This window comes from Candidatus Laterigemmans baculatus (genome assembly GCF_010367455.1).
GTDB lineage: Bacteria > Planctomycetota > Planctomycetia > Pirellulales > Pirellulaceae > Laterigemmans > Laterigemmans baculatus.
On the sequence record NZ_WRPR01000042.1, the window covers coordinates 168,544 to 188,787 of the forward strand.

At 56.6% G+C, this 20,244-nt stretch carries 27 protein-coding genes; 22 read left to right on the plus strand and 5 right to left on the minus strand.

Annotated elements, in window-relative coordinates:
• Positions 1-47: 47 nt before the first annotated feature.
• Positions 48-1,403 (minus strand): hypothetical protein, encoded by a 1,356-nt coding sequence (locus GNK13_RS09340; RefSeq protein ID WP_164102242.1) that lies wholly within the window; start codon positions 1,401-1,403, stop codon positions 48-50.
• 176 nt (positions 1,404-1,579) lie between these two features.
• Between GNK13_RS09340 and GNK13_RS09345 the strand changes: the two genes are divergently transcribed.
• The 13 genes from GNK13_RS09345 to GNK13_RS09410 all read left to right on the plus strand — a co-directional run bounded on the left by GNK13_RS09345 (position 1,580) and on the right by GNK13_RS09410 (position 10,075).
• Positions 1,580-1,759 carry a hypothetical protein gene (locus GNK13_RS09345; RefSeq protein WP_164102243.1) on the plus strand — a complete coding sequence of 60 codons (180 nt, stop codon included), beginning with the start codon at positions 1,580-1,582 and terminating at the stop codon, positions 1,757-1,759.
• A 603-nt stretch (positions 1,760-2,362) separates the two neighbouring features.
• Positions 2,363-2,599: a hypothetical protein gene (locus tag GNK13_RS09355; RefSeq protein WP_164102245.1), complete on the plus strand. Its 237-nt coding sequence runs from the start codon at positions 2,363-2,365 to the stop codon at positions 2,597-2,599.
• Between the two features lie 307 nt (positions 2,600-2,906).
• The gene (locus GNK13_RS09360) at positions 2,907-3,803 is read left to right on the plus strand and encodes an ArdC family protein (RefSeq protein WP_164102246.1); all 897 of its coding nucleotides are present in this window, start codon (positions 2,907-2,909) and stop codon (positions 3,801-3,803) included.
• An 86-nt stretch (positions 3,804-3,889) separates the two neighbouring features.
• Entirely contained in the window at positions 3,890-4,480 is a 591-nt protein-coding gene (locus GNK13_RS09365) for a hypothetical protein (RefSeq protein ID WP_164102247.1), read from the plus strand.
• 105 nt (positions 4,481-4,585) lie between these two features.
• Positions 4,586-5,488, plus strand: a complete 903-nt coding sequence (locus GNK13_RS09370; protein ID WP_164102248.1) for a hypothetical protein — start codon at positions 4,586-4,588, stop codon at positions 5,486-5,488.
• A gap of 42 nt (positions 5,489-5,530) precedes the next feature.
• Entirely contained in the window at positions 5,531-5,938 is a 408-nt protein-coding gene (locus tag GNK13_RS09375; RefSeq protein ID WP_164102249.1) for a hypothetical protein, read from the plus strand.
• A gap of 32 nt (positions 5,939-5,970) precedes the next feature.
• A complete protein-coding gene (locus GNK13_RS09380; RefSeq protein ID WP_164102250.1) occupies positions 5,971-6,249 on the plus strand; it encodes a hypothetical protein in 279 nt (92 codons plus the stop codon).
• 148 nt (positions 6,250-6,397) lie between these two features.
• Positions 6,398-6,751 carry a hypothetical protein gene (locus GNK13_RS09385; RefSeq protein ID WP_164102251.1) on the plus strand — a complete coding sequence of 118 codons (354 nt, stop codon included), beginning with the start codon at positions 6,398-6,400 and terminating at the stop codon, positions 6,749-6,751.
• A gap of 94 nt (positions 6,752-6,845) precedes the next feature.
• Positions 6,846-7,229, plus strand: a complete 384-nt coding sequence (locus GNK13_RS21905) for an IS5 family transposase (RefSeq protein WP_164102252.1) — start codon at positions 6,846-6,848, stop codon at positions 7,227-7,229.
• Positions 7,136-7,702, plus strand: a complete 567-nt coding sequence (locus GNK13_RS09395) for an IS5 family transposase (protein WP_164102253.1) — start codon at positions 7,136-7,138, stop codon at positions 7,700-7,702. Before GNK13_RS21905 ends, GNK13_RS09395 begins: the two co-directional genes overlap by 94 nt.
• 48 nt (positions 7,703-7,750) lie before the next feature.
• Positions 7,751-7,999 carry a hypothetical protein gene (locus GNK13_RS09400; protein ID WP_164102254.1) on the plus strand — a complete coding sequence of 83 codons (249 nt, stop codon included), beginning with the start codon at positions 7,751-7,753 and terminating at the stop codon, positions 7,997-7,999.
• Between the two features lie 415 nt (positions 8,000-8,414).
• A complete protein-coding gene (locus GNK13_RS09405) occupies positions 8,415-8,993 on the plus strand; it encodes a recombinase family protein (protein ID WP_164102255.1) in 579 nt (192 codons plus the stop codon).
• A 98-nt stretch (positions 8,994-9,091) separates the two neighbouring features.
• The gene (locus GNK13_RS09410) at positions 9,092-10,075 is read left to right on the plus strand and encodes a DUF2971 domain-containing protein (RefSeq protein WP_164102256.1); all 984 of its coding nucleotides are present in this window, start codon (positions 9,092-9,094) and stop codon (positions 10,073-10,075) included.
• Positions 10,076-10,185: 110 nt separating this feature from the next.
• Here GNK13_RS09410 and GNK13_RS09415 read toward each other — a convergent pair whose 3' ends face one another.
• The 3 genes from GNK13_RS09415 to GNK13_RS09425 form a co-directional block, all read right to left on the minus strand.
• Entirely contained in the window at positions 10,186-10,734 is a 549-nt protein-coding gene (locus tag GNK13_RS09415) for a hypothetical protein (RefSeq protein ID WP_164102257.1), read from the minus strand.
• A 102-nt stretch (positions 10,735-10,836) separates the two neighbouring features.
• Positions 10,837-11,178 (minus strand): hypothetical protein, encoded by a 342-nt coding sequence (locus GNK13_RS09420; RefSeq protein WP_164102258.1) that lies wholly within the window; start codon positions 11,176-11,178, stop codon positions 10,837-10,839.
• A 147-nt stretch (positions 11,179-11,325) separates the two neighbouring features.
• Complete coding sequence (locus GNK13_RS09425; protein ID WP_164102259.1) at positions 11,326-12,051, minus strand: hypothetical protein; 726 nt, start codon at positions 12,049-12,051, stop codon at positions 11,326-11,328.
• Positions 12,052-12,553: 502 nt separating this feature from the next.
• Here GNK13_RS09425 and GNK13_RS09430 point away from each other — a divergent pair.
• From GNK13_RS09430 to GNK13_RS09470, 9 genes are all read left to right on the plus strand, one after another.
• Complete coding sequence (locus GNK13_RS09430; protein WP_164102260.1) at positions 12,554-12,859, plus strand: hypothetical protein; 306 nt, start codon at positions 12,554-12,556, stop codon at positions 12,857-12,859.
• Between the two features lie 508 nt (positions 12,860-13,367).
• Entirely contained in the window at positions 13,368-14,063 is a 696-nt protein-coding gene (locus tag GNK13_RS09435) for a hypothetical protein (RefSeq protein WP_164102261.1), read from the plus strand.
• 113 nt (positions 14,064-14,176) lie between these two features.
• Positions 14,177-14,509: a hypothetical protein gene (locus tag GNK13_RS09440; RefSeq protein ID WP_164102262.1), complete on the plus strand. Its 333-nt coding sequence runs from the start codon at positions 14,177-14,179 to the stop codon at positions 14,507-14,509.
• Positions 14,510-14,802: 293 nt separating this feature from the next.
• Entirely contained in the window at positions 14,803-15,246 is a 444-nt protein-coding gene (locus GNK13_RS09445; protein ID WP_164102263.1) for a hypothetical protein, read from the plus strand.
• Between the two features lie 239 nt (positions 15,247-15,485).
• On the plus strand, positions 15,486-15,941 hold the full coding sequence (locus GNK13_RS09450; RefSeq protein WP_164102264.1) for a hypothetical protein: 456 nt from the start codon (positions 15,486-15,488) through the stop codon (positions 15,939-15,941).
• 31 nt (positions 15,942-15,972) lie between these two features.
• The gene (locus GNK13_RS09455; protein ID WP_164102265.1) at positions 15,973-16,509 is read left to right on the plus strand and encodes a hypothetical protein; all 537 of its coding nucleotides are present in this window, start codon (positions 15,973-15,975) and stop codon (positions 16,507-16,509) included.
• 103 nt (positions 16,510-16,612) lie between these two features.
• Positions 16,613-17,224 (plus strand): zinc-ribbon domain containing protein, encoded by a 612-nt coding sequence (locus tag GNK13_RS09460; protein WP_164102266.1) that lies wholly within the window; start codon positions 16,613-16,615, stop codon positions 17,222-17,224.
• 225 nt (positions 17,225-17,449) lie between these two features.
• The gene (locus tag GNK13_RS22065; protein ID WP_164102267.1) at positions 17,450-17,944 is read left to right on the plus strand and encodes a DUF3592 domain-containing protein; all 495 of its coding nucleotides are present in this window, start codon (positions 17,450-17,452) and stop codon (positions 17,942-17,944) included.
• A 122-nt stretch (positions 17,945-18,066) separates the two neighbouring features.
• The gene (locus tag GNK13_RS09470; RefSeq protein ID WP_164102268.1) at positions 18,067-18,495 is read left to right on the plus strand and encodes a hypothetical protein; all 429 of its coding nucleotides are present in this window, start codon (positions 18,067-18,069) and stop codon (positions 18,493-18,495) included.
• A gap of 1,330 nt (positions 18,496-19,825) precedes the next feature.
• On the opposite strand, the gene GNK13_RS09475 is transcribed toward GNK13_RS09470, so the two are convergent.
• Positions 19,826-20,233 (minus strand): hypothetical protein, encoded by a 408-nt coding sequence (locus GNK13_RS09475; RefSeq protein ID WP_164102269.1) that lies wholly within the window; start codon positions 20,231-20,233, stop codon positions 19,826-19,828.
• Positions 20,234-20,244 lie beyond the last annotated feature (11 nt).

The window sequence follows — 20,244 nt, forward strand, 5'->3', positions numbered from 1 at the left end:
CCTGAAGTAAAACCTTACTCGTATAGGGAAGGAGCAACTACAGGATGCTACAGTGAATACAAGAAGAAGAACAAGAGGTAACTTTTTGTGTTCTTTCTTTCTTGTGCTGCGGGAGAACTAACAACTGAAGAACAATAGCTTTCTTTACGTAACATAGGACTCAATCCCAAGCAATTGAACTCTTCAATCAATACGTCTCGAACAATATTTACAAAACCTGGCAAAGTCATGATTGAATCATGGATTGTAAACAACGGAACACCTGGATGCTCATCGGCTAGCCGTTTGCAAACACGGTGCAAAACAAATCCGCTCTCCACACGCTGTAGAGTATGAGCCAGATGGCGGTAGTCCCGCCTTTTCACTTCATCGATTACCATCCGAACAGTAGGAAAACGCCTCGTGAATTCTCTTAACTGCCTGCTACCACGTTTCCCCCGCGTGTCGCCAAAAAGCACCTCGGCGAAAAACGACTCTTTCACCTCCCTCCTGGAGCCCACTTTTCCATCCGCAAGCTCTTCATAGATCCTGCCATTTTGGCAGAGCCGGGCGTATTCTCTGACATCGGGTTCAGTTAATAACGATGCAACCAGATCAAGATCCTCCGACTTCTTCCCTACTTCGCAGTGGCTTACCAAATCACCGCGGTACCGCCCCATTAGCACACACAAAAACAGTGGCTGGCTGTTGGCGATGTCAATATTTACAAGCTGCCTTCCCTCAAGCCGAAGGAAGGGGCGAAGCTCCGTCTCCAAGTTAGTGACGTTGGAGTGCAAGCGGCCATACTTCTTATCGCCCACAAAAAAGAAGTCACCATCAGCGATACGGGTCACCGAGGCATGAGCATGCAGATACCGCTGTTGCGACTTTTTGGCCAAAAGTTCACTCGGGGCACCCCATTCCTCCTGCTGGCGGCGGTAGTCCAGGAAATCCACGGCCGCGTCTCGGTCAATTTCCAGCCTCTCCAGCCAACCCCTGAGATGCTGGTGTACCGGCTGGAACGACTGAAGCCGCTTCATTTTCTCGTGATACTTCGTCAGTTTGTGTCGCAAAACAGACTTTTTGGCCAAAACCACCGTGCTCGGCTCCTGGAGCAAATGCTCGGCGAGCTTGTACCCGAAACTTTTGTTACCTGCAGTGTAATAGCCGTCGCACTCGACCTGCCCACTTTCGATCAGAAAGTTGCGGACGGGCTTGTAAGCGTCCTGCGGGATGAACACTGGGGATATGTGTTTCCGCTTAACCGGCACAAATTCGCGGTACATCACCTGGCGATCGAATATCCGCCTCCGAATCAGCTCGCTGCAGAAAAATACCGCATATTCGTGGTGCTTCTCCGCCAACCCGCTCAGATCCAATCCTGCGGGCCGGTACATCCGCCACTTCATTTCTTTTTTCTTCATGATCCCCTCCTTGGGCATCTGTATTATACCTTTCACGCAATTTAGGCACAGTCCTTTTGCTAGTTTTTCTGCTTGTTGTCGTGCCTGACCCTCCCGGAGATCCCCGACAGCCTCTTGTATATATTTACGTAGAACGCTAAGATTTCTGCTGCCGTATAAGAGGCAAGGAGATCCAGATGGCATGCGGACTGAATCCGCACATGAGCTGCACCCATGTGGACGGCAGCCTCATCCACGTGACGCACCGCCTGTCCGACCAGGAGTATCTTGGATGCGACGAGGATGGTGATTGGCGGGTTGTTCTGCGAGACGACCTGCAGGCATTCGCCGCGGTCGATCCCGATCCAGAAGTCTAGTGATGTTGCCCGCGGTAAGCCGCGACTCGTAGCTGATGGTGGGGTTCGGCGGATCCCGAGGGCAACTAGTCGGTTTGACCAGTTGAATACTCCTCTTCTTGGGAACGCGAGCCGGTGATCGTCTCTTGGTCGGCTGGTTCTTCCAGATTCCAGCGGAATAGCTGTCGTGTGCATGTTCACATGGGGGAGCTGGCAGCGGGCGAGGATGCCTATTTCGCCGGAAAATGGAATCCGTTCTCGCGTCAACTGGTCAGTTTGACCGGTTGGCCGCTTCGATCCATCGACTTGGTTACCAGGTGTGGGATGCCGGAACACCGCTCGATCGCCTAGCTCTCTTCGAGGCGTCGACGGACCGCCCCCGATCCGCTCCTGTCATCGGCGTACGCGTTCTTGGACAATCTCGTGAGACACGAGACCAGCCAGCCCTGCTTACCCTCCGGAAGCCATCGATCAGGCCGCTACAGCTTTTTTCAACTAAACGGTTCCATCAGCGGTGGCATCCCGACTGGCCGACGCTCTGCTGCCCCCGATGCGACGGCCAGTCAAACTGCGACACCGGAACCCGGTCGATCACCTGTTAGAGAAAGAAGAAATCCACCACACGTGGATTCTTCTCATTTCCAGAACGGGAAGTCAATCATGTTCAGAGCAGTCGTCCGTCACGTCAATTGCACGATCACCACTCACCCGCTCGCCACCCCAGAGGAAGCTAATGACCTTCTGGATGAGTTGGTGGTTTTGCCCCAGTTTTCCGGTGGTCATCTAGAAGAATTCATTCCAGAGATCGGCTGGGTCTGCTCGGCTCCCCAGGCGGCCAGGGCAAACTTCGGTGACTGCTGATCCGAGAGTCCCGGCGGCGATGCCTCTGGTGTCGGCGTAGGCGTTTCTCTTCGGTCACATGATAGTTGAGACATTCTGGCCGGTCGGCCGATTTCCGCCCCTGCCTACCCGCTGGATTCTGTGGCTTCCACTGTCGCCGACCAGAAACATTCGTGTCTCAAGAACGCTGTCTTTTATATTGATGCCGCCGCCGGTTGCGATATGGTCAGAACAGTCCGTCTCGAATCTCATGCGACGTTCATTTAGCTCGCTCAGACACCTGTTAGTTGGGCATCAGTTGATCGCCCCGCGTAACAGGAGAGAGAAAGTGAAAAGCCAAAACGAGATTCGCGAAGAGATCACACAGCAGATCGTCGACGCTCTGGAGGATGGCACGCTGCCGTGGCGGCGTAACTGGATCTGTGATGCGAACAGCGGAATTCCGGCGAGTTTGTCCACAAGCGTGCCATACAGGGGCATCAACCAGATTCTTCTGTTGCTCGCTGGAATGAAACGCGATTTCCAAAGTCGGTGGTGGGGCACTTACAACCAAATACAGACCCTGGGCGGCCAGGTTCGCAAGGGGGAGAAGGGAACGAATGTTGTTCTATACAAAGCCGTACGAAAGAAGAAAAGCGAGCGGACCGGTGAGGAAAAAGACGACGTGTTTTTCATGATGCGGACCTTTCGCGTTTTCAATGCGGAGCAGGCAGACGGCCTGGAGAGATTCCAGATCGGGCACTCAAAAGCAGAATGGAGCGATATCGAGCGATTCGAGCACGCAGATCGTGTGATTGAAGCTACTGGAGCTGAAATTCGCCACAGGGGAAACCAGCCCTGTTACGACACTCGCGAGGATGTGATTCGCCTGCCGTTTCCGCATCAATTTGCGTCGTCCGAGGCATACTATGCGACGGCATTCCATGAATTGATCCACTGGACTGAGCACCCGACTCGCCTGGACTGGGATCGAAAGAACGAAGGGTATGCGATGGGTGAACTGATCGCGGAGCTGGGGGCGTGTTTCGTCCTTGGGCAACTGGGAATCGCGAACCCAGGCCTGGGCAACCATGCCGCGTATCTGCAGAGTTGGCTGTCTGAAATGAAAAAAAACCCTCGGTTCATCTTCCAGGCTTCGTCCCAGGCCAGCAGAGCCGCTGAGTATATCCTCAATTTTTGCCCGATGGAGCAAGAGCGGGTCGAGGAGACCGCGGCCACCGCCTGACGCCACTTGAGGGGCACGGAAGCCCTCCCGGCGACACCTGTTAGTGGGCTGTTGCAATCGATCAGAGCCCGCTAATAGGAGACACAATGACCGCTCAAATCGGCGAATGGACGCTCGAAGACGCGGCCAAACAGGCCGCGGGCAACTGGCGGAAGTTCGAGAGCTTCGCCTGGTTCCGGCGTGACGACATAGATGACCCTGAAAACTGGGCGATCATTTACACGCACAACCGCGACAGCGGACTGCTCGATCAGAGCAACGCCGCCGCGATCGCGAAGGCTCTCGAACCATTCGAGGGCGATGTCGTCTTCGAAAGCCACTCCCACTGGGCAGTGGGATACGTGGACGGATTCTCTATTCGTGTTTTCAGCAATGGCGAGATTACGGACGCCTTTCGGCGATACCACGAGCTAAGCGAATCACTCGCAGATTACCCAGTTCTCGACGAGACGGACTACTCGAGTCGAGAGTTGGAGGCGACACTTGTTAATATCGCCGACGCGATCTTCCAAGTAGAGGAAGAATACGAGCTTCCGGACCAGTGGGAGTCGGAAGTCTACCACTGGCTGTCGGACAACCGCCCATCCGCAATCGAGAATTGCGACGATTACGGCGGCTATCCCAGCGGCGAAGAGCTGAAAGCCGCGTTCGACGCCTTGGGATTCGCTCAGAAATAGCGGCTCTCTCAACTCAGGCGGCTCCCATCAACGGGAGCCGCCGTATCTGCCGAGTTCCAACACCTGTTAAGCGGGCACGATAACCCGCCCCCTCGGAGAAACAGCATGGCCGATGACGTAACCCTCACAAGCCTCGCTAGAAAGCAGGAACTGCTGTCCCATCACGTGCGGTTGGTGGCACGAAAGCACAGTCATGCTCTCTTCGTATTCGGGGCCCAAGGCGGGCTTGGCAAGAGCCGCACGATCCTGCAAACGTTGAGCCAGGAAGGAATTGACCCGGTGCTGATCAACAGCCATGTCACTCCACTGGCACTCTTTGGGCTGCTATATGAACACCGCGAAGACGAGGTGATGTTTTTCGATGATGTGGACAGCATGCTCAGCAGCATGGCCCACCTTGGCCTGCTGCGGTCTGCATTGTGGGGGAACCCGCGGACGGTAACGTACAACAGCTCTCAAGCTCCCGAGCACCTGCCCACTAGCTTCGAATTCACAAGCCGCATCATTATCGCGGCGAATGTCATTCCGAAGAGAAATGACGCGTTCAATGCCGTTCTATCACGCTGCGACCAGTTCGAGCTTTCGGCGACGAACGACGAAGTAATCGAGCTGATGCGGGCAATTTCCGCCTATGGGTTCCAGAACCTCAGCATAGACGAATGCAGCTCGGTGATCGATTACATCGACGAGAACTGCGGCGACCGGCAACTGTCGATGCGATTATTGACGCCGAGCCTGCGTAAGCTCCAGTATGCCCGCCAGGAGGGGCTCGACTGGAGGCCGATGGTAAAGAGCCAGCTTTCGACCCTCGGACGCAAGGGCACACCGGCGAAACGGCTCGACAATAAGTCTCGGGACCTCCGGGTGCTGCGAGAGGCGATCCGGCTACATCCCGACTCGGCCAAGGACCAGCAGGTCTACTGGTGCGGCAAAACGAGCAAGAGTAGAGCCAGTTTCTATCGCCTGCTTTCACGTCACCGAGATGAGCTTGAGGCGAACACCTGTTAGGGCGTTGTAGCATTCACCACAACGGCAAGAACAGGCTCAGTTATGACGCAGATCACCGCGAGCGGCAGCTTTCACGGGCATGACCTTGAAGACCTTCCCGTTTTGAATCTCGGCGACTGGTTCGGGAAGACTTGGTTGATCGAAATCGGCGGAAGTTACTCGCCGCTTTTCTTGGTCGTCGAGGCCGACAGCTTCTGCTCCGCCATCGAAGAGCTGGCCGACAATGAGAAGTACGGCCACCTGATCACGGTGGCGGATGAGGATTTGGGCGATTACGACCCGAATGACTGCCATTACGGGCCAAGCGGGCAAATCCTGGAACTCGATCACATCATGATCCACGGCGACGAACAGAGCAAAATGCCGTGGCCGTGCCGCTATCACGGCGAAGGGCTGACGGAAGAGGGCGTGCTTCCCACTGCATTCGAGCATTGTGACGACACCTGTTAGTCGAATGAAACGACCTCGAACAGGAGAAGCCGATGCCCGTAGCAAATTTCGAATTGGGCCAGATCGTGGCCACGCCGGGTGCCCTTGAAGCGTTGGCAAAGGCAGGCCGAACTGCCGCCGAACTCCTCAGCCGCCACGCCAGTGGCGACTGGGGGAGCGTGTGCGACGAGGACGGAGCAGCAAACGATAGTGCTCTTGAAGACGGCACAAGAATTCTCTCGGTCTACGAGCTGGCGAGCGAAGTAAAAGTCTGGGCAATCACCGAGGCAGATCGGAGTTCTACCTGCATCCTGCTGCCTGAGGAGTATTGACCAGCACCATCTGGTTCTCGATGTCTCACCACACCTGTTAGATCCGATGTAAGGCATCGAACATTCGAGACAGGAGAGAACAATGGGCTGGCTATTCTGCGACGGCTTCACACGGAAAGAGTTGATCGCCGACCGCACAAAAAGCTGGATGAGATCGCTTCCGGACGGTCAGGTTGTGCAAACGACCTGTCTCGCCCACTGCTATCGAGGTGCATCCTTTTCCGGTGTGCTGTGGGCGGTGTGGGAACGGACCTTCACGAGCGATGGCGAGGCCGTGGAACCGCCGCACCGTTGGATTACATGCGACCTACTGCGATACCAGCGGGACGCGTGGGGCTACAAAGACATGGATGAGTCCGTGCATCCCTATTTCTACTCATGCCCGCAGAAGTACTTGGCCTTGGTGCCGCTGGACGTTTATGGCGGCAACGCGGAATGGCGTGAGATTGTCCAGCAGCATCACGAGCGTCGGCGGCTGAAGCGACAAGCGAACATCTGTTAATCACGTATCACTAGGCTCTGTCTGAAAACCCTCGGCGGCACCGATTCGTACTGAATTCAGGTCAACTTGGTTCGTACGAGCACGGAGGAAACCGGTGGTACGTCGGCACTGTTTAACGGACGATCAATGGGAATTGGTTTCGGATCTTTTCGGGGAGCCAAAAGCAGTCGGGCGCCCGCCCAAGGACCGCCGACTGATTTTGGACGGCATTTTCTGGATACTCCGCACCGGAGCGGGCTGGCGTGATCTTCCTGAGCGTTTCGGCCCTTGGCAGTCGGTCTACCACTACTTCCGCGCGTGGACAGCCGATGGAACATTCGACGCAATTCTTCGCAGGCTGCAGGGGGCGATGGTCGATGCGGAAGAACTCGACGACGATCTGTGGTGTGTCGACGGCACAGTTGTCCGGGCGGCCCGCTGTGCCGCCGGGGCCAAAAAAGGGGGTCGGAAGGGTCAAATGCTAGCAATGAGGCGTTAGGACGTTCTCGCGGGGGTTTTAGCACAAAAATTCACCTGCTTTGCGATAGCCACGGACATCCGCTGACCGCGGTGCTTTCGCCCGGCCAGAGCCACGAATCGAAGTCGCTGAGCGAAGTGATGAAGCAAGTGGACGTGCATGGCACTGGCGATTCGATCCCAATCGTTCCGGCAAAGCTCGCTGGTGACAAAGGCTACCGCTACGACTGGATCGACAAGTGGTTGATCGACGAGGGGATCACGCCGGTGATTCCGAGCAAACAAAATGAAGACCGGACGGCGCGCCCCGTCGAGTTCGACAAGCCGTCGTATCGAAAGCGCGCCATCATTGAACAGTTGATCGGTTGGCTGAAAGAATGCCGCCGTGTAGCGACGCGATACGAGAAGCTGGCACGCCACTATCTCAGCATGGTTAAGCTGTCGATGATCGGACGCTACTTGCGACTGATTGCACCGGCAGATTCAAGGGTTTAGTAGTTTTCAGACAGAGCCTAGTCCACACCACACACACTGGAGAGATGTATGAACGATCCGACTGAAACCATTCGCCGCGAGCAGGTCCGCAAGATTAACGCCGACCCCGGCAGCCGCGAGGCTCTTGAGGACAAGCACGGTCAGGTCTGGGACACTGCTCAGCTCCAGCAGGACTTCGAGGTGACGGGGTTCGCAGCTCCGTACGTGATCGCACGTCGAAAAGCAGACGAGAAGCAGGGGTCGCTGATGTTCCAGCATTCGCCACGGTTCTACTTCCGCTTTGAACCAGCCGAGTAACTGCGGCAGGTGAGTGCAACGTCACGCTCCAAGGGAGGGAGCGTGACGTTCTTCGCGTCGGGCAACTTGTGTCGCAAAGATAAAAACCCGGAAATTTCGAGCGAAACACCTGTTAGGGCAGGGCAGGGACGCCCCCCTGGCGGCTCTGCCACGGTTTCTTTTTGTATGCGTGACGACCGTTCTCGGCTGGACGCCTGGGTTTCAGCCCGAACCGATTTGCCAAAATCCGCGGCGTCAAAATTTCCGCCGTGCCCCAGGGTTTTCACGGCCCCTAAAACGCCGCCACCCGGTCCCCGAGGGTGACAAAAAGGATCTCCGTCTACTCGGCCCAAAATCGCGGCGTTTTTCCCAGCGTTTTCGCCCTCCCCGATTACGTCAAAAAGCCTTTACCCTAATTGTCACAAAGATCTGCCCCATGATCGCAGCATATTGCCGAGTTAGCACCGCCCAGCAAAAAGCCGATAGCCAAGTCGCAGAAATTCAGAAGTGGCTTAAGGCACATGGTTTCGACGAGAACCAGGTAGAGTGGTACATAGACAAGGAATCCGGAAAGTCGCTTCGGCGTCTAGAATTCCAGCGACTCCAGGCCGATATCTTCAGTGGCAGCGTGAGAACGGTAGTGTGCTGGAAGCTGGATCGGCTTTCACGCCGCCTGAGAGACGGCGTGACCCTCCTCGCCGACTGGTGCGAGCGAGATATTAAAGTGGTTGTCGTCACTCAACAGATAGAGCTTGGGGGGGCGGTGGGCCGCATGCTGGCTGCCCTGTTGCTTGGGCTTGCGGAAATCGAGCTGGAGTACCGCAGCCAGCGGCAGATGGCCGGGATCGAGGTCGCAAAAAAACGGGGCATCTACAAGGGGCGAGAGCGTGGCACGTTCAAGGCCGAGCCGAGACGGGCCGTCGAGCTGCGGTCCAGAGGCCTGAAAATCGCCGAGATCGCGACGGCATTGGGAACGAGTGCAAGAACGGTTCAGCGGTACTTGAGGGCAGGCTGATTGGCCGGTAATGTTCATTCCCCCCCATCAGCTATGGATCGCCGGACCGACGGTGCGGCCAAGTTAACTCCTTCTCTAGAAGACGCGTAGGCAACGAATTGAATGGAAATAAGCTGAATGCCGCTGCAAATGCGAACGATCCGCAGAAGTCGGACTGGCCCGATACCGTCTATCATTACTGCGACCTCGGGGCGGCAGTATCCATTTTGCAGAACAAGCGGCTATGGGCAACTCATCTCCGCTACGTGAATGATTTTTCCGAGATCGATTTCGGGCTTAGTCAGGCGTTCAAAGAGATTCAGGTGCTTCGAGCTGAGTTTCAAGGCGAAGCGATGGCCACAGTGTTTGTAAATGCCTGCGAAGATGGGCTGAAGGACCACCAGTCGTGGCACTTTTATGCATGCTGCTTCTCACGAGAGAAAGATCTGCTGAGCCAGTGGCGTGCGTATGCGGACGATGGTGCGGGTGTGGCACTTGGATTTAGCACCAGACACCTTCAAGATTGCTGGATATCGAATTACGAGCTTCACCTTGCTGAAGATACATCGATTTGCAAGGTCAGCTACGAGTTCGATCCTATTCGCCAGCTTCTCCGCGACCAACTGGGCACGCTCGATGCCCATCTTTCTTCACCGGCTGCCGACGACCAAGAGGCCTGCATCAAATCGGGGCGGTTGGCGGCTGACCGGGTATTGAGGGCGTGTGCGGCTCACAAGTCGGCTGCTTTCGCTGAAGAAAAGGAGTATCGGCTGTTTGCCCAGCTCCGTCACATTGAGCAGCTTGGCAGCACGAAAAGTCCTGGTTCCTCTCCAGCAAGACCAGTCATTGCAGAAAACATATGGGACCAAATCGATAGGGCGATGCAGTCTAACCGGGCCGCGTGCCGACGTTATCGCATCGGCCGCTTTGGGATGACGCCTTATGTAGAGCTAGAGTTTCAGCCAATCTGCGTCCAAAAGATCATTCTCGGCCCGCGTTGCAAATTTGTTCGGCAGGCGGAGGCAGTGCAAATGATGCTAGAAACGTTCGGCTACCCGACTGGCTCCGTCTCGATTGACCGATCGGCAGCCACCTATCAGTAGCCTATGCCGACAGCCGCTGCTTCCGTAGAGAAGCAGGGGAGACCGGAAGATGGGCTAGAACATGGCAGGGCGTTTGAGAGCATTCCCAGGCCTTCAGAATCTCCGAGAGATTAGTCATCTCCACCAGCCGGTAGCCGATCGTCGGGATCCACGACCGCCGTCGCTGCCAACGCCTCGGCGACACCGCGAACCGCCGCCAACCGGACCACCAGAGACCCAGCCTCAAAGAATTCCTGGCTACAGAGCGTCAGCACTCGCGGATCGTCGACGACATCGGCGAGGACGTAGAGTGCCCGCTCGCGACGCTCCAGTGGCAGGACTCGGTACTCCTCCAGGCAGACAGTCGCGTGCCGCAAATCACTGGTAATGCTGCACAACGCCGCCGACGCTAGAAATCGCGTCCATTCGTCGTCGCTAGCCAACAATCCCTGCAGGTGAGGATTCGCCGACGATACATCTATCTCACGCTCTGCGATGATCGGCAGGTATGCCAGTGCTTCGACCGCCGCCGGTCGCCGCTCTCCCTCCTCCAGGGCAGCGACCAGCCACTGGATGTCCGCCTGGTCCAGATCGGCGAGCCCTGATAGGACCCGTTCACGGTCGTCAGAGTCGACCGCAGCAATGCCATCTAGAAGCGTTTTCAGTCTGTGATCCGACATTTTTCACCTGATTTTCGTGCGAGGGAGATCGTCTACCGGTTCGCCATAACAGGTGTTATTCCCGGGCGATCGCCAATCAGGTGTTGCCCGAATTTGGGGACATTAAAATCGCGGCAAGATCACCCCACGTTGCATCAGTGCCTCTACGGCGACTCTGCGAATTTCCAAATTTTCATCCGCCGCGGCGGCGAGCATCACCGGCAGTGCACGGAGATCGGCAACGGGGGCTCCCTTTGCGATCAGTGCGACAGCCGCCATCCGGACCGCTTCATCCTCTGCATTGAAGAACTCGTGGGCAATCGCGGTCAGCACGCCGGGCTCGTCCCAATTGATCTTGGACATCTCCAGGCTAGCCAACTCGCTGATCGCCTCCCGCCTCTCCGTTTCGCTGGCCCCCGGAGCGGTAAGCCGATTGATTATCCACCTCGCCAAGAGTTTTGACATGTCCCACCTACTCTTTGCGTGGAAAGAATCTATGACTACGCATAGCAGGTGTAAAATCCCCCCGGTTAAAGTTCTCCGCTTTGCGGATGGCACATGTCTCTTTCGCCGCCGGTCCCGGTCAGCCCTGTTTCCGGCTCGCCCGCGGAGCTAGCCGAGACGGTCTGACCGCCTTCGCTCCGCGGCGATGTCATTGTCCCAGAAGTCCCCTTGGCTCCGCCAATCCACTCGTTCGGGCTCGGGCGAAATAAGCAGTTGGCCGCACCGGAAACAGGGCCGGTCGTCCACCGGATTGTTCGATCCACAGTTGTTGCAAACCACTGGCCGCCCGCCGTACGGGCCGGACGTGTCAGGGGTGAGGTCAACTTCAAACTTTGGGTAGTGCTCCCTCCGACTCTTAGTCATGTATTTAACTGCGTTAGAATCGGATGTAAGGAATGGGGACACGATGTCGTCCCAATAAATGCTGTACCCATCTGCCTCGGCGTCCCTCAGCCACGCAAGATAGTCCGGATCTCCATCAAGTGTCGCCAACATGAACGGGCGAGACACGATGTGTGCCAGCCAGCCAAAGCCAAGAACAACGGGGCAGCCAAGGAAGGGTACCGCCACCGCCAGCAGGAAAGCGTCCAGGAAAATAGGATCAACAAGAAAATGAAACAGCCCGAGAAGCAGCATCAACGGGACCAGACAAACAAGAATCAGTCGAAGCAACATGTAGTGCCTCGGAGTCCTGCCGTTTCGATGTTCCTTGTGGAAAATGATCAGGGTAGCGAAAATAGTGATCGATAGCCAGAGCATCTGATATTCGCCGGTTCTGGAGGCCAGTATAAAAATTGGCAGCAGAAAGATACCTTTGGTAAACAAGTAATTCATTGCTTTCTCGTTGGTTGCAAACGGTCGACGTAAATAGTGTCCACTGCAACGTTGGCGGGTCCAACTCCATGCACTTGAGTGTCCACCGGTCGCTCGTGTGTGGCCGTCGGTCGGGAGGCAGCCCCGGATTAGATTGAGCAGGTCCGAACCCTGCTTCCGCGGGTGGAATTGCTCTGCAGCTTCCGCCTAACAGGTGTTGCTTGTTCCGAATACCAGCCGCCCGAGAGAATCCGAAGCGTTATAGGCACCGATAGAGCAGGAGTCCCGCTAGCAGTTGCTTCTGAAGTGCTGCTGCTCAACCGGCCAGGCACAGCGGCTCGCCGATTCCGGTGCCCCTGCTCGCTACCCGCCGGGCCGATGGCCGAACCGAACCTCTTCTAACAGGTGTCGTCTTAACCGTCGTGCATCGCACGCCTGATGAAGGCGATCAAATCCGACGCTTGCCTCTGCCCGCCGAACGGGGGATAATCGAAGGATGCACCGGGGCAGCAGCCCCACACCCATGATCGACGCGACCGCCAGCATGAACAAAACGCCTGAAGAGCTGAGCCAAGCAGAGGTGCACCGTATCTGCGGCGTGCTCGGAGGCATCGTGGACCGGTGCGAGCTCACCGAATCTGAGGTCGAGGCGATGGAGCACGCTGCGATCGCCATAATGGCGGTCAACATAGGGCGAGCCAGTCAGCGGGCGTATGCCTCGCTCATGAACGCCCACAATGGCTGCATATCTCAGTCGGTGATGGCAGGCCTGAGAGCCCGCGGGATCGACGTTGACGCACTGGAATCTGACACTGGTACTGCTGGCTGAAAAATCGGGGCGGCGTCAGCACCTCGTATTTGCGATTTGCGTGACAAACTTTCTAGACTCAGCGGATCTGTTCGCCGCCTTTGTTCTTTCAATCATACCGGCACTGACCTTCGTGCTTGCCGTCACAATTTTGATCAGTCAAACGCGTCGGTACCTGACCGCGATGCGTCACACCGGGCACCATCATCCTGAGCTGCCTGTCGCGGAGCCCGAAAGCGAGAATGGCGAGTGACAGCCACATCGCTCGCCCTCTGTACAGCACCTGGGACGCGAGTCCAAGCAAGGCAGTTCGGTGAAACTGCCGCCCCGATTTAGGCACTATTGCGTCGGACCACCCATGATAGCCCCTGAAGGCCTCCTCGTCCCATTCTTGCCTGGCCACGGCCAACCGGCGACAATACTGTGACGGACGGCAGCGGAAGGGGCTGGTTCGCTCAAATGGCGGCAATCATCCCTTCGCCGGATTGGACTGCGGCAAGAACACGTTTGTATGTCAATAGGAATAGATTTGGAACTCGCGATTTCTGTACTCACCTCGACGGCAGTAAGCGGAACGTTCGTGGCGTTGCTTGTATTTGCGACGAAGTCTTGGATATCAGAGCGTCTCAAGAACGCCATCAAACACGAATACGATCAGAGATTGGAGTCTCTTAAAGCCACTCTGAAGGCCCAACACGATGTTGAACTCGAAAGATTGCGATCGCAACTGGCAATGACAGCGACCGAGCATCAGGTTCGCTTTGCTAATCAACATGATCGAATGGCTACGGTCATCGCGGACGTGTACAGGCAGACTTCGCAGTTGTACGATGCGGTTGCGAGATACATTACGCCAGCGGAGTTTGATTCCGATGGTTCGCAATCGGAGCGTCGCGAGAGGGTCAATTACTTCCTCAAGGAGTTCAGCGAGTACTTCTATGTAAAACGCATCTATCTGCCGAGCCATACCGCGGAGCAGGTCGAGAGCTTTCGAGTAAAGCTACACGAGGTAGCCCAGGAGTTCGCGAACAAGGTAGAGATACCGAAAGAAAAGACTGGCAACTGGGAATCGATGGCGTGGTCGAAGACCTGGGACACGCTGACCTGTGAAATCAAGCCGCTGCGTGCTGAACTCGAAAATGAATTCAGAGTTCTACTCGGCGTGACTTCTCGGTCGACGAAGCAGGGCACACATCAAGGCAACGAACGCGGAGAGTCGGCTTGAAGTGTGGTTCAGTCGGTCCCTGCAATCGCTTCCAAATCAGCATCGAGACTTTTTGCCGATCTCAAATGCCCTCGCCTCAAGGTCAGCTATCGCGTTTGCTTCCGGTCGCTCTCATGACGCTCGGTGGTGCTGTCGGCTTCGGGCTGGTACTGCTCTATCCGCCTCGACACCCGGAGGACCGGCTCTTCGCGGTCGCCATTGCTGGAGGCGGGCTAGCGATGCTGGGGCTGCTTGCCGGAACGCTCGTCTCGCTTTGGATTCGCGGTCGCATAAACACGATTTTTGCTCTGTCCGCGGTCGCAATTCCGCTTGCGTCCTTTGGATGGTTTATCAACGCCAAGGGAGGTCAGCGAGACGTTGCGTTTGTGTTCGCCTGCATCGGCTGGCTGGCGGTTCTCGTTTTCCTCGTAAACGCAGCAGCTCTACTATCGCGGGATCGGAGGTAATGAGCCACCGCTGGGTCGAACCGTTCGCCGCGGTTGTTGTCTTCGATGCAGCTTGCCTCTCGCGGGTGGACTTGGGACAATCCGGGCGAACTTGAGCGTACCGGCGTCCTCTACCGAGAGTGGCAGACTCAGCCGACCCTGTGCCAGTCTCCTCTGGATGTCGGGCCATGACACACACAGCAGCGGGAGACCGTCCGCACAGCTTGAAACTGAAGTGGAAGGAACCACGATGGGCTTACTTGCCGCGTCTTTGGAGGGAATTTCGTAAGATTCTTAATTCGCGTTCGCTTCTCATGATCGGCTCCGTGTCAACTCTGGCGGGTGCTGCTCTCGTTGCCGCATTCAAGCTCGCTTTTCCATCACTGGACATCGCCAGTCTTTGGCCCATGTTGCTCGCTGTTCCGGGCGTGTTTCTCTATCTATGGATGTACCTGGCGATCCTGGCCGTGTTCCCACCGACCATTATCGTTCGCAACCAATCTTTGCAACGCATACACGCGAGTGCCGGGCCAAAGGTCAAACCCGAACACGTTCGCTTTGCTTATCTGACAGTTCACTCTCAAAATCGGATCCGCTTGAAGATGCGATACCGCCTCGGAAACGTTGAGCGGACCGTGGTGTACGGCATTGCGAATGACATTGACTTGTCGACGCTTTTTGCTCTGCTGCCTCGCGAACCGATCGTGCGGGACGCTCGGCAACGGCAGATACAGGCAAGGACCACCGAAAACTGGTGAGACACTGAGAGCGACAAGAGAGTTCTTCTGGAACGGGCTGGCTGGCACTTTCCGCGGGAGCAACGGAAAGCTTGCCTCACGGCCACCAAGCGTGGACAATCGAGTCACGCATTGGACGTACCAGCCTGCCGAACAGGACCAAATCCTGCTATGCCCCGTGCCGCTGGCCCCACCGACGACAGGAAGCCGGTATCAACCGGGGAAATCAGATTCCCGCCCTGCTGGTCGCGAGCATCCGAATGATCGACGCGAATCCGTACGCTCCCCTCTGCCCCACAAAGGGCACACTCGACAGCGACAACCATGCCGTCATCCGCGTATCCCGGTCAACAAGCTACCCTGATCGACTCCGGGCGTATCGAATCTTCGTGGACGGGCACGAGATGGCACGGGTGAACGCTGGACAGTGCGTGGAAATCCCAGTGCCGTCCGGCACGCATGAAGTGGTCGCGAAAGTCGATTGGTGCGGCAGTCCAACGTTGAGCTGCACCGCCGGTGCTGGAGAGACTCATTGTTTCGAAGTCGGCAGTAACCTTCGCGGGCTGAGGATTATGCTCATCTACATTTACATCTTTTTCCTGAAAGATGAGTACCTCACCTTCGCCTATACTGGCCCAGTTCGTCCGCTGCCCCAAAAGCAGGGCGTCCCGATTGCGATTAGCCGTCTCCCCACGTCTGCAGCCACCGAACCGTAGCCGTTCTGGACGCTGGTCTCAGTTGTTTTAGATGACCGTCAACCGGGAAATTTCTTCAATGCTTCGCCTACGGTTTGTAATTCCAGCCATTCTCCTGACCCTTTCTGTTCTCATGACATCCGCGTCTGCTCAGGAACCAAAGCTGGAAGGAACGTGGAAGTCGGACTGGCAGCTAACAAAAAAGCACATAGACGCGGAGTGCAAGCTGAGTGAAAAGCTGGTTCGTGGGCTACAGCAATTGATGGGCAAGATGACGGTCCGCTACGACGGCGGCAGGGCGGTGTTCACGATGCCGGAGAGCCACTTCGAGATCGAGGGGGAGAGTCGTTTGGCAGAGGGCTGGACCTTCGAGGCAAAGCTGAAGCTTCTCGGCAGAACGGGTTCGCAGATCGCTCTCATTACAGAGTCGGACGAGCCGTTCTTGGACGATTCAATCACGCTGATGAACTTCGAAGGTCCGGACATCTACTGGGTTTACCTCGGTCACTCGTCAATCGCAGACCATCACGTGCGAGAATACTTCCGGAGGGTGCCGCCAGATCAGTCCGCCTCAACCAACGTGAAATAGAACGCCGGACCGGCAACAGGGGACCTTTCGCATGAGACATGAGAGCTGGATAATCGGCCATGGTCCGCACAACGCTGACATTCACCGACCCGGGGCATTCTCCATGAAGCGAAAAGTGGGTGACTATTCCAAATTCGTGAACCACCCGCGTTACGGTCGTGGCCCTCGGTTTACCGACGTTCGCCCACGAGAGAAACCGCTCGGCTACCGGCTGACGACCTACATCTCCGACGGCACCATCGGAGGTACCGCTGTCGAGGCCGATCTTGACCGGCAAATACCTTCTCCCGTCCCTGTGCTTTACTATTTCGACCTGACGCGTGTTTGCGTCGAATGCCATCGCCCGTTTATCTTCTTTGCCGAGGAGCAGAAGTACTGGTACGAATCCCTTGGCTTCGTTTTGGACGCAGACTGCATTCGTTGCGTTGAATGCCGCAGGCTACAGCAGGGGCTGGACCGAAGACGCCAGCGGTACGAAGAGCTTTTTCGCCGCGAGGAACGTTCGGCAGAAGAGAATCTCGAAATGGCCGAGTGCTGCTTGGATCTTGTGGAGGGTGGTGTCTTCCATGGACGCCATACCGAACGCGTTCGGATGCTTCTGAACAAGTTCCCTCAGAATCAAGGTGACGCGGTCGCCCGGCGGATTCGGGATCTACGCGACCGGTTGCCACTAATTGAAGCCGGACGGAGCGGACATGACGTTCAGGAGACATGATGTGACCACTTCTGCCGCGTTTGCCCCGCTGAACCGAGTCTTCAGCGGCACTTTCGTCCCAGTCCGTCTGCAAAGGCTTCTGTCAGAGCTGAGTTCAGCGATCGGTTGCGTCCATCGCGAGAATACGGAATGAAGAGTAGAGCACGGAGCGGCGGGCAACGCAGCCGGAGACGGAAAGGTGATGGGCAGCTGCCCGTCCGCCGCAGCAGTCCTGTCGCCTTCCCCATGCCGCCAGGCTACCTTCTGACCTGCGTAATAGCTGTTGCCTTCGTGGGTGCTGCAGCCTGGGCTTCTTGGCAGTTTGCGGAATCGTGCGTGCTGTTCGCCAGGCTCAGGAACGCGGTTTCCGCCCCAGCACGAATCGTGTCCTTGCGGCGTGAAGGCGGAAAGCGTCCCTATATCGTCGCGACCTATACATACGAGTTTGAAGGGAAGGCCTTCAGTTCGGACACGCGGGGCCACTTTTCGTGGAGCAAGTACCGGGACGGCGACCTGAAGCGTTTAAAGGAAAATAGAACGCCTCTGTCGTGCTTCGTGGACCCGGACGATCCCTCCGTGAGCGTGCTCGATAACACGTTTTCCCTCAGTCGCTTTGTCGTTAGTTTGGCCTTCGCATCTGTATTCCTGGGTGGGGCGTTGGTTACGTCCGTTGTCGCGTATAACGAGATTAGACATCAGTTGATACCGATGTCAGCTACGCGGCCTGAGGATGTGCCATGACTTTGGCCGGGGCCCCTACGCACCGGTGTTGCTCGTCACCAGAGGGCAGGGCGATACCATGCACCAGAGCGGGCGGAACTTGGCACAGCGGAAATTAACCACCGCCGATCTGCGGCATTCGGATGGTTGAAAACAAAAGCGGACGCATGTCCTCGATTGCTCGACGGTTGGTTTACATTGCTGCCGCAACGCTTCTGGTCGGTATGGCGATTGCCATCGTCGTTGTAGTTCGTGCTGTCAATAGGTCGCTCGTGGCGGAGGAGAATTTTCAAGCATTCTTCCATGCCCAGCAAGCGACCGTGGCATACGTAGAACAATACGACGGGCGATGGCCCAGGTCATGGGACCATCTGCGTGCGGTGCGGCCAAAAGCGGATTTCGACTGGGTGGCCGAGCATGTGAGCTTTGATTTCGCCGCCGATCCAGACGAAGTCGTAGATCAGACTCCCGAAACGTTTACCGCAATTGAACCGGATCGCCCCTGTTTCAGAATTGACGACTTGGTCCAAAGCCTAATCGATACACTGAGGAAACATCGCAAAATTGATTGACTTCAGCGGATTCAGCACCAGGCATGACAAAGGGAGTACTCCTGGTTCCCGCCGACACCAGGAACGGAAAGGTGATGCTCGTTGGGACGACGTTGCTTTTTTCAGGCGTCGTGGCGTTGATTCACTACTGCCCGATGTTTTTCATGTCGCGACCAACAGCGTATGTTTGGTCGCGGTCGCATGAAAATTTGAGAATACCCCCTTCACAGTCGGCATTCCTTGCTCCCTAGCGAGGAGTTCGTGCGGGGAGCCGGTCCCGAAACCGGTCTCGGACGTGCCCCGGCCAAAGCACGATTACTGGGTAGGCGGATGCAGCGAAGAGAGCAAGGCAGGACAGCAGTTGAGACCGGAAGGATGAGCCAGCTTCTGAATCCGCAGAATCCATGGCGAGGGACAGCAGCACGGCCAATGCACCGCCAGTGGCCGTCGCGATCGCAAAAATCCCAACGAGCAAAGTGAATCGGCGAACCGGCCCCAGGCGAAAGTACAAACCGGTCGCGAAGGTCAGCCAAAGGAACGGGGAGAAATCCAGCGATGATTCGCCAAGCAGATGTGCTGGGATGCTAACAAGCCCTATGTGGACCGCAAATAGGCCTACGAACCAGAGTGCCGTAGCGATTTCTGGGCGGGCGGGCCTGAGCAGCGAGGTTCCCGGAGTCGGTTCCGGTGCAGGCGTGGCCGGGGTTTCGTATGGGTTGAGCGTGGGGGCATTCACCTGGCGTTGATCATTGGCATCCGTCCTTTCAGCCAATTGTGTTCCTTCGGCCTGTCTGACTCGTTGCCTGGGCAAACAGGGCGGTAGGTATATGGCGTGCGACGGCCTCACAGGCTCATCGATCCTCTTCCGAACCATCCGAATCCCCCGTCGCAGGAGCGTTGGACGGAGGAGCGGTTGACGGAGGAGCGGTCGACGGAGGAGCGGTCGACGGAGGAGCGGGTCGGTATTGGCAGTGGGGGCCGCGACCTGCCCTCGTACTGGACTGCCGGAATTGTCAGCCCATATAGAACCAGGCAAATGGCAACGACAGTGGCAGTCTCGACTGCCGTCCATCGCCGAGTGGAAATCGGATGCAAGTAAGAGCTGCCCGAAACAGAGGCAGCCCACCAGGCAAAGACGCATGCATAGAACGCATACATCCAGCCAATCACTCCAAACGCCCTCACGCACCCAAGGGCGATGGCGAGGAGGACAACGGTGAAGAGCACGACCGCGAAGGAAAACTGCGGTCTGGCTTTCCCTGCTCGATCTGTTTTAGGTGGTGTATACGGATTGGACACAACGGGACTCCGGCAAGAAACGGCTGTAGATCGACACCACCGCACGCGATAGTCATCGCCACGTGCTGATCCAAAGCCACGCAAGATACAGCAAATACCCAGCTACGACGGTGCGGACGGTGAGGCTAAAAAGCGAGTAGCCGAGTCGGCCTTTCTCTCGACGGACTGGAAAAGGCAGTTCGCATTTCCAAAACTCTCCAGAATTCAATCCGAAGTGATATTGTTCTTCGGCAGTCTCGACCTTCAGCACATAGCCGGGAAAAATGAAGTTTGAGCGAACGGAGTACAAAATAGCTTCGCGAATATGCTCATATTCGACACGCCAGTCACCGCACTCCAAATGGTCATCGAATACCTTCAGCGTGCCGCGGCGAGAAAGCAGCCAGTTCGGGCCATATCGCATCTGATCGCCTTCCGCGATCGTTGCTTTGGTTTTGCATCTATGGAGAAGCGAGGGCATTCTGGATACCA

What these genes read in the sequence shown, in the direction of transcription:
- GNK13_RS09430 (WP_164102260.1), top strand. Translation starts at nt 12,554, where the DNA reads ATGATCGACGCGACCGCCAGCATGAACAAAACGCCTGAAGAGCTGAGC.
- GNK13_RS09470 (WP_164102268.1), top strand. Translation starts at nt 18,067, where the DNA reads ATGGTTGAAAACAAAAGCGGACGCATGTCCTCGATTGCTCGACGGTTG.
- GNK13_RS09375 (WP_164102249.1), top strand. Translation starts at nt 5,531, where the DNA reads ATGACGCAGATCACCGCGAGCGGCAGCTTTCACGGGCATGACCTTGAA.
- GNK13_RS22065 (WP_164102267.1), top strand. Translation starts at nt 17,450, where the DNA reads ATGCCGCCAGGCTACCTTCTGACCTGCGTAATAGCTGTTGCCTTCGTG.
- GNK13_RS09405 (WP_164102255.1), top strand. Translation starts at nt 8,415, where the DNA reads ATGATCGCAGCATATTGCCGAGTTAGCACCGCCCAGCAAAAAGCCGAT.
- GNK13_RS09445 (WP_164102263.1), top strand. Translation starts at nt 14,803, where the DNA reads ATGATCGGCTCCGTGTCAACTCTGGCGGGTGCTGCTCTCGTTGCCGCA.
- GNK13_RS09420 (WP_164102258.1), bottom strand. Translation starts at nt 11,178, where the DNA reads ATGTCAAAACTCTTGGCGAGGTGGATAATCAATCGGCTTACCGCTCCG.
- GNK13_RS09425 (WP_164102259.1), bottom strand. Translation starts at nt 12,051, where the DNA reads ATGAATTACTTGTTTACCAAAGGTATCTTTCTGCTGCCAATTTTTATA.
- GNK13_RS09340 (WP_164102242.1), bottom strand. Translation starts at nt 1,403, where the DNA reads ATGAAGAAAAAAGAAATGAAGTGGCGGATGTACCGGCCCGCAGGATTG.
- GNK13_RS09450 (WP_164102264.1), top strand. Translation starts at nt 15,486, where the DNA reads ATGATCGACGCGAATCCGTACGCTCCCCTCTGCCCCACAAAGGGCACA.
- GNK13_RS09475 (WP_164102269.1), bottom strand. Translation starts at nt 20,233, where the DNA reads ATGCCCTCGCTTCTCCATAGATGCAAAACCAAAGCAACGATCGCGGAA.
- GNK13_RS09345 (WP_164102243.1), top strand. Translation starts at nt 1,580, where the DNA reads ATGGCATGCGGACTGAATCCGCACATGAGCTGCACCCATGTGGACGGC.
- GNK13_RS09385 (WP_164102251.1), top strand. Translation starts at nt 6,398, where the DNA reads ATGAGATCGCTTCCGGACGGTCAGGTTGTGCAAACGACCTGTCTCGCC.
- GNK13_RS09400 (WP_164102254.1), top strand. Translation starts at nt 7,751, where the DNA reads ATGAACGATCCGACTGAAACCATTCGCCGCGAGCAGGTCCGCAAGATT.
- GNK13_RS09455 (WP_164102265.1), top strand. Translation starts at nt 15,973, where the DNA reads ATGACCGTCAACCGGGAAATTTCTTCAATGCTTCGCCTACGGTTTGTA.
- GNK13_RS09415 (WP_164102257.1), bottom strand. Translation starts at nt 10,734, where the DNA reads ATGTCGGATCACAGACTGAAAACGCTTCTAGATGGCATTGCTGCGGTC.
- GNK13_RS09370 (WP_164102248.1), top strand. Translation starts at nt 4,586, where the DNA reads ATGGCCGATGACGTAACCCTCACAAGCCTCGCTAGAAAGCAGGAACTG.
- GNK13_RS09460 (WP_164102266.1), top strand. Translation starts at nt 16,613, where the DNA reads ATGAAGCGAAAAGTGGGTGACTATTCCAAATTCGTGAACCACCCGCGT.
- GNK13_RS09380 (WP_164102250.1), top strand. Translation starts at nt 5,971, where the DNA reads ATGCCCGTAGCAAATTTCGAATTGGGCCAGATCGTGGCCACGCCGGGT.
- GNK13_RS09440 (WP_164102262.1), top strand. Translation starts at nt 14,177, where the DNA reads ATGACGCTCGGTGGTGCTGTCGGCTTCGGGCTGGTACTGCTCTATCCG.
- GNK13_RS09365 (WP_164102247.1), top strand. Translation starts at nt 3,890, where the DNA reads ATGACCGCTCAAATCGGCGAATGGACGCTCGAAGACGCGGCCAAACAG.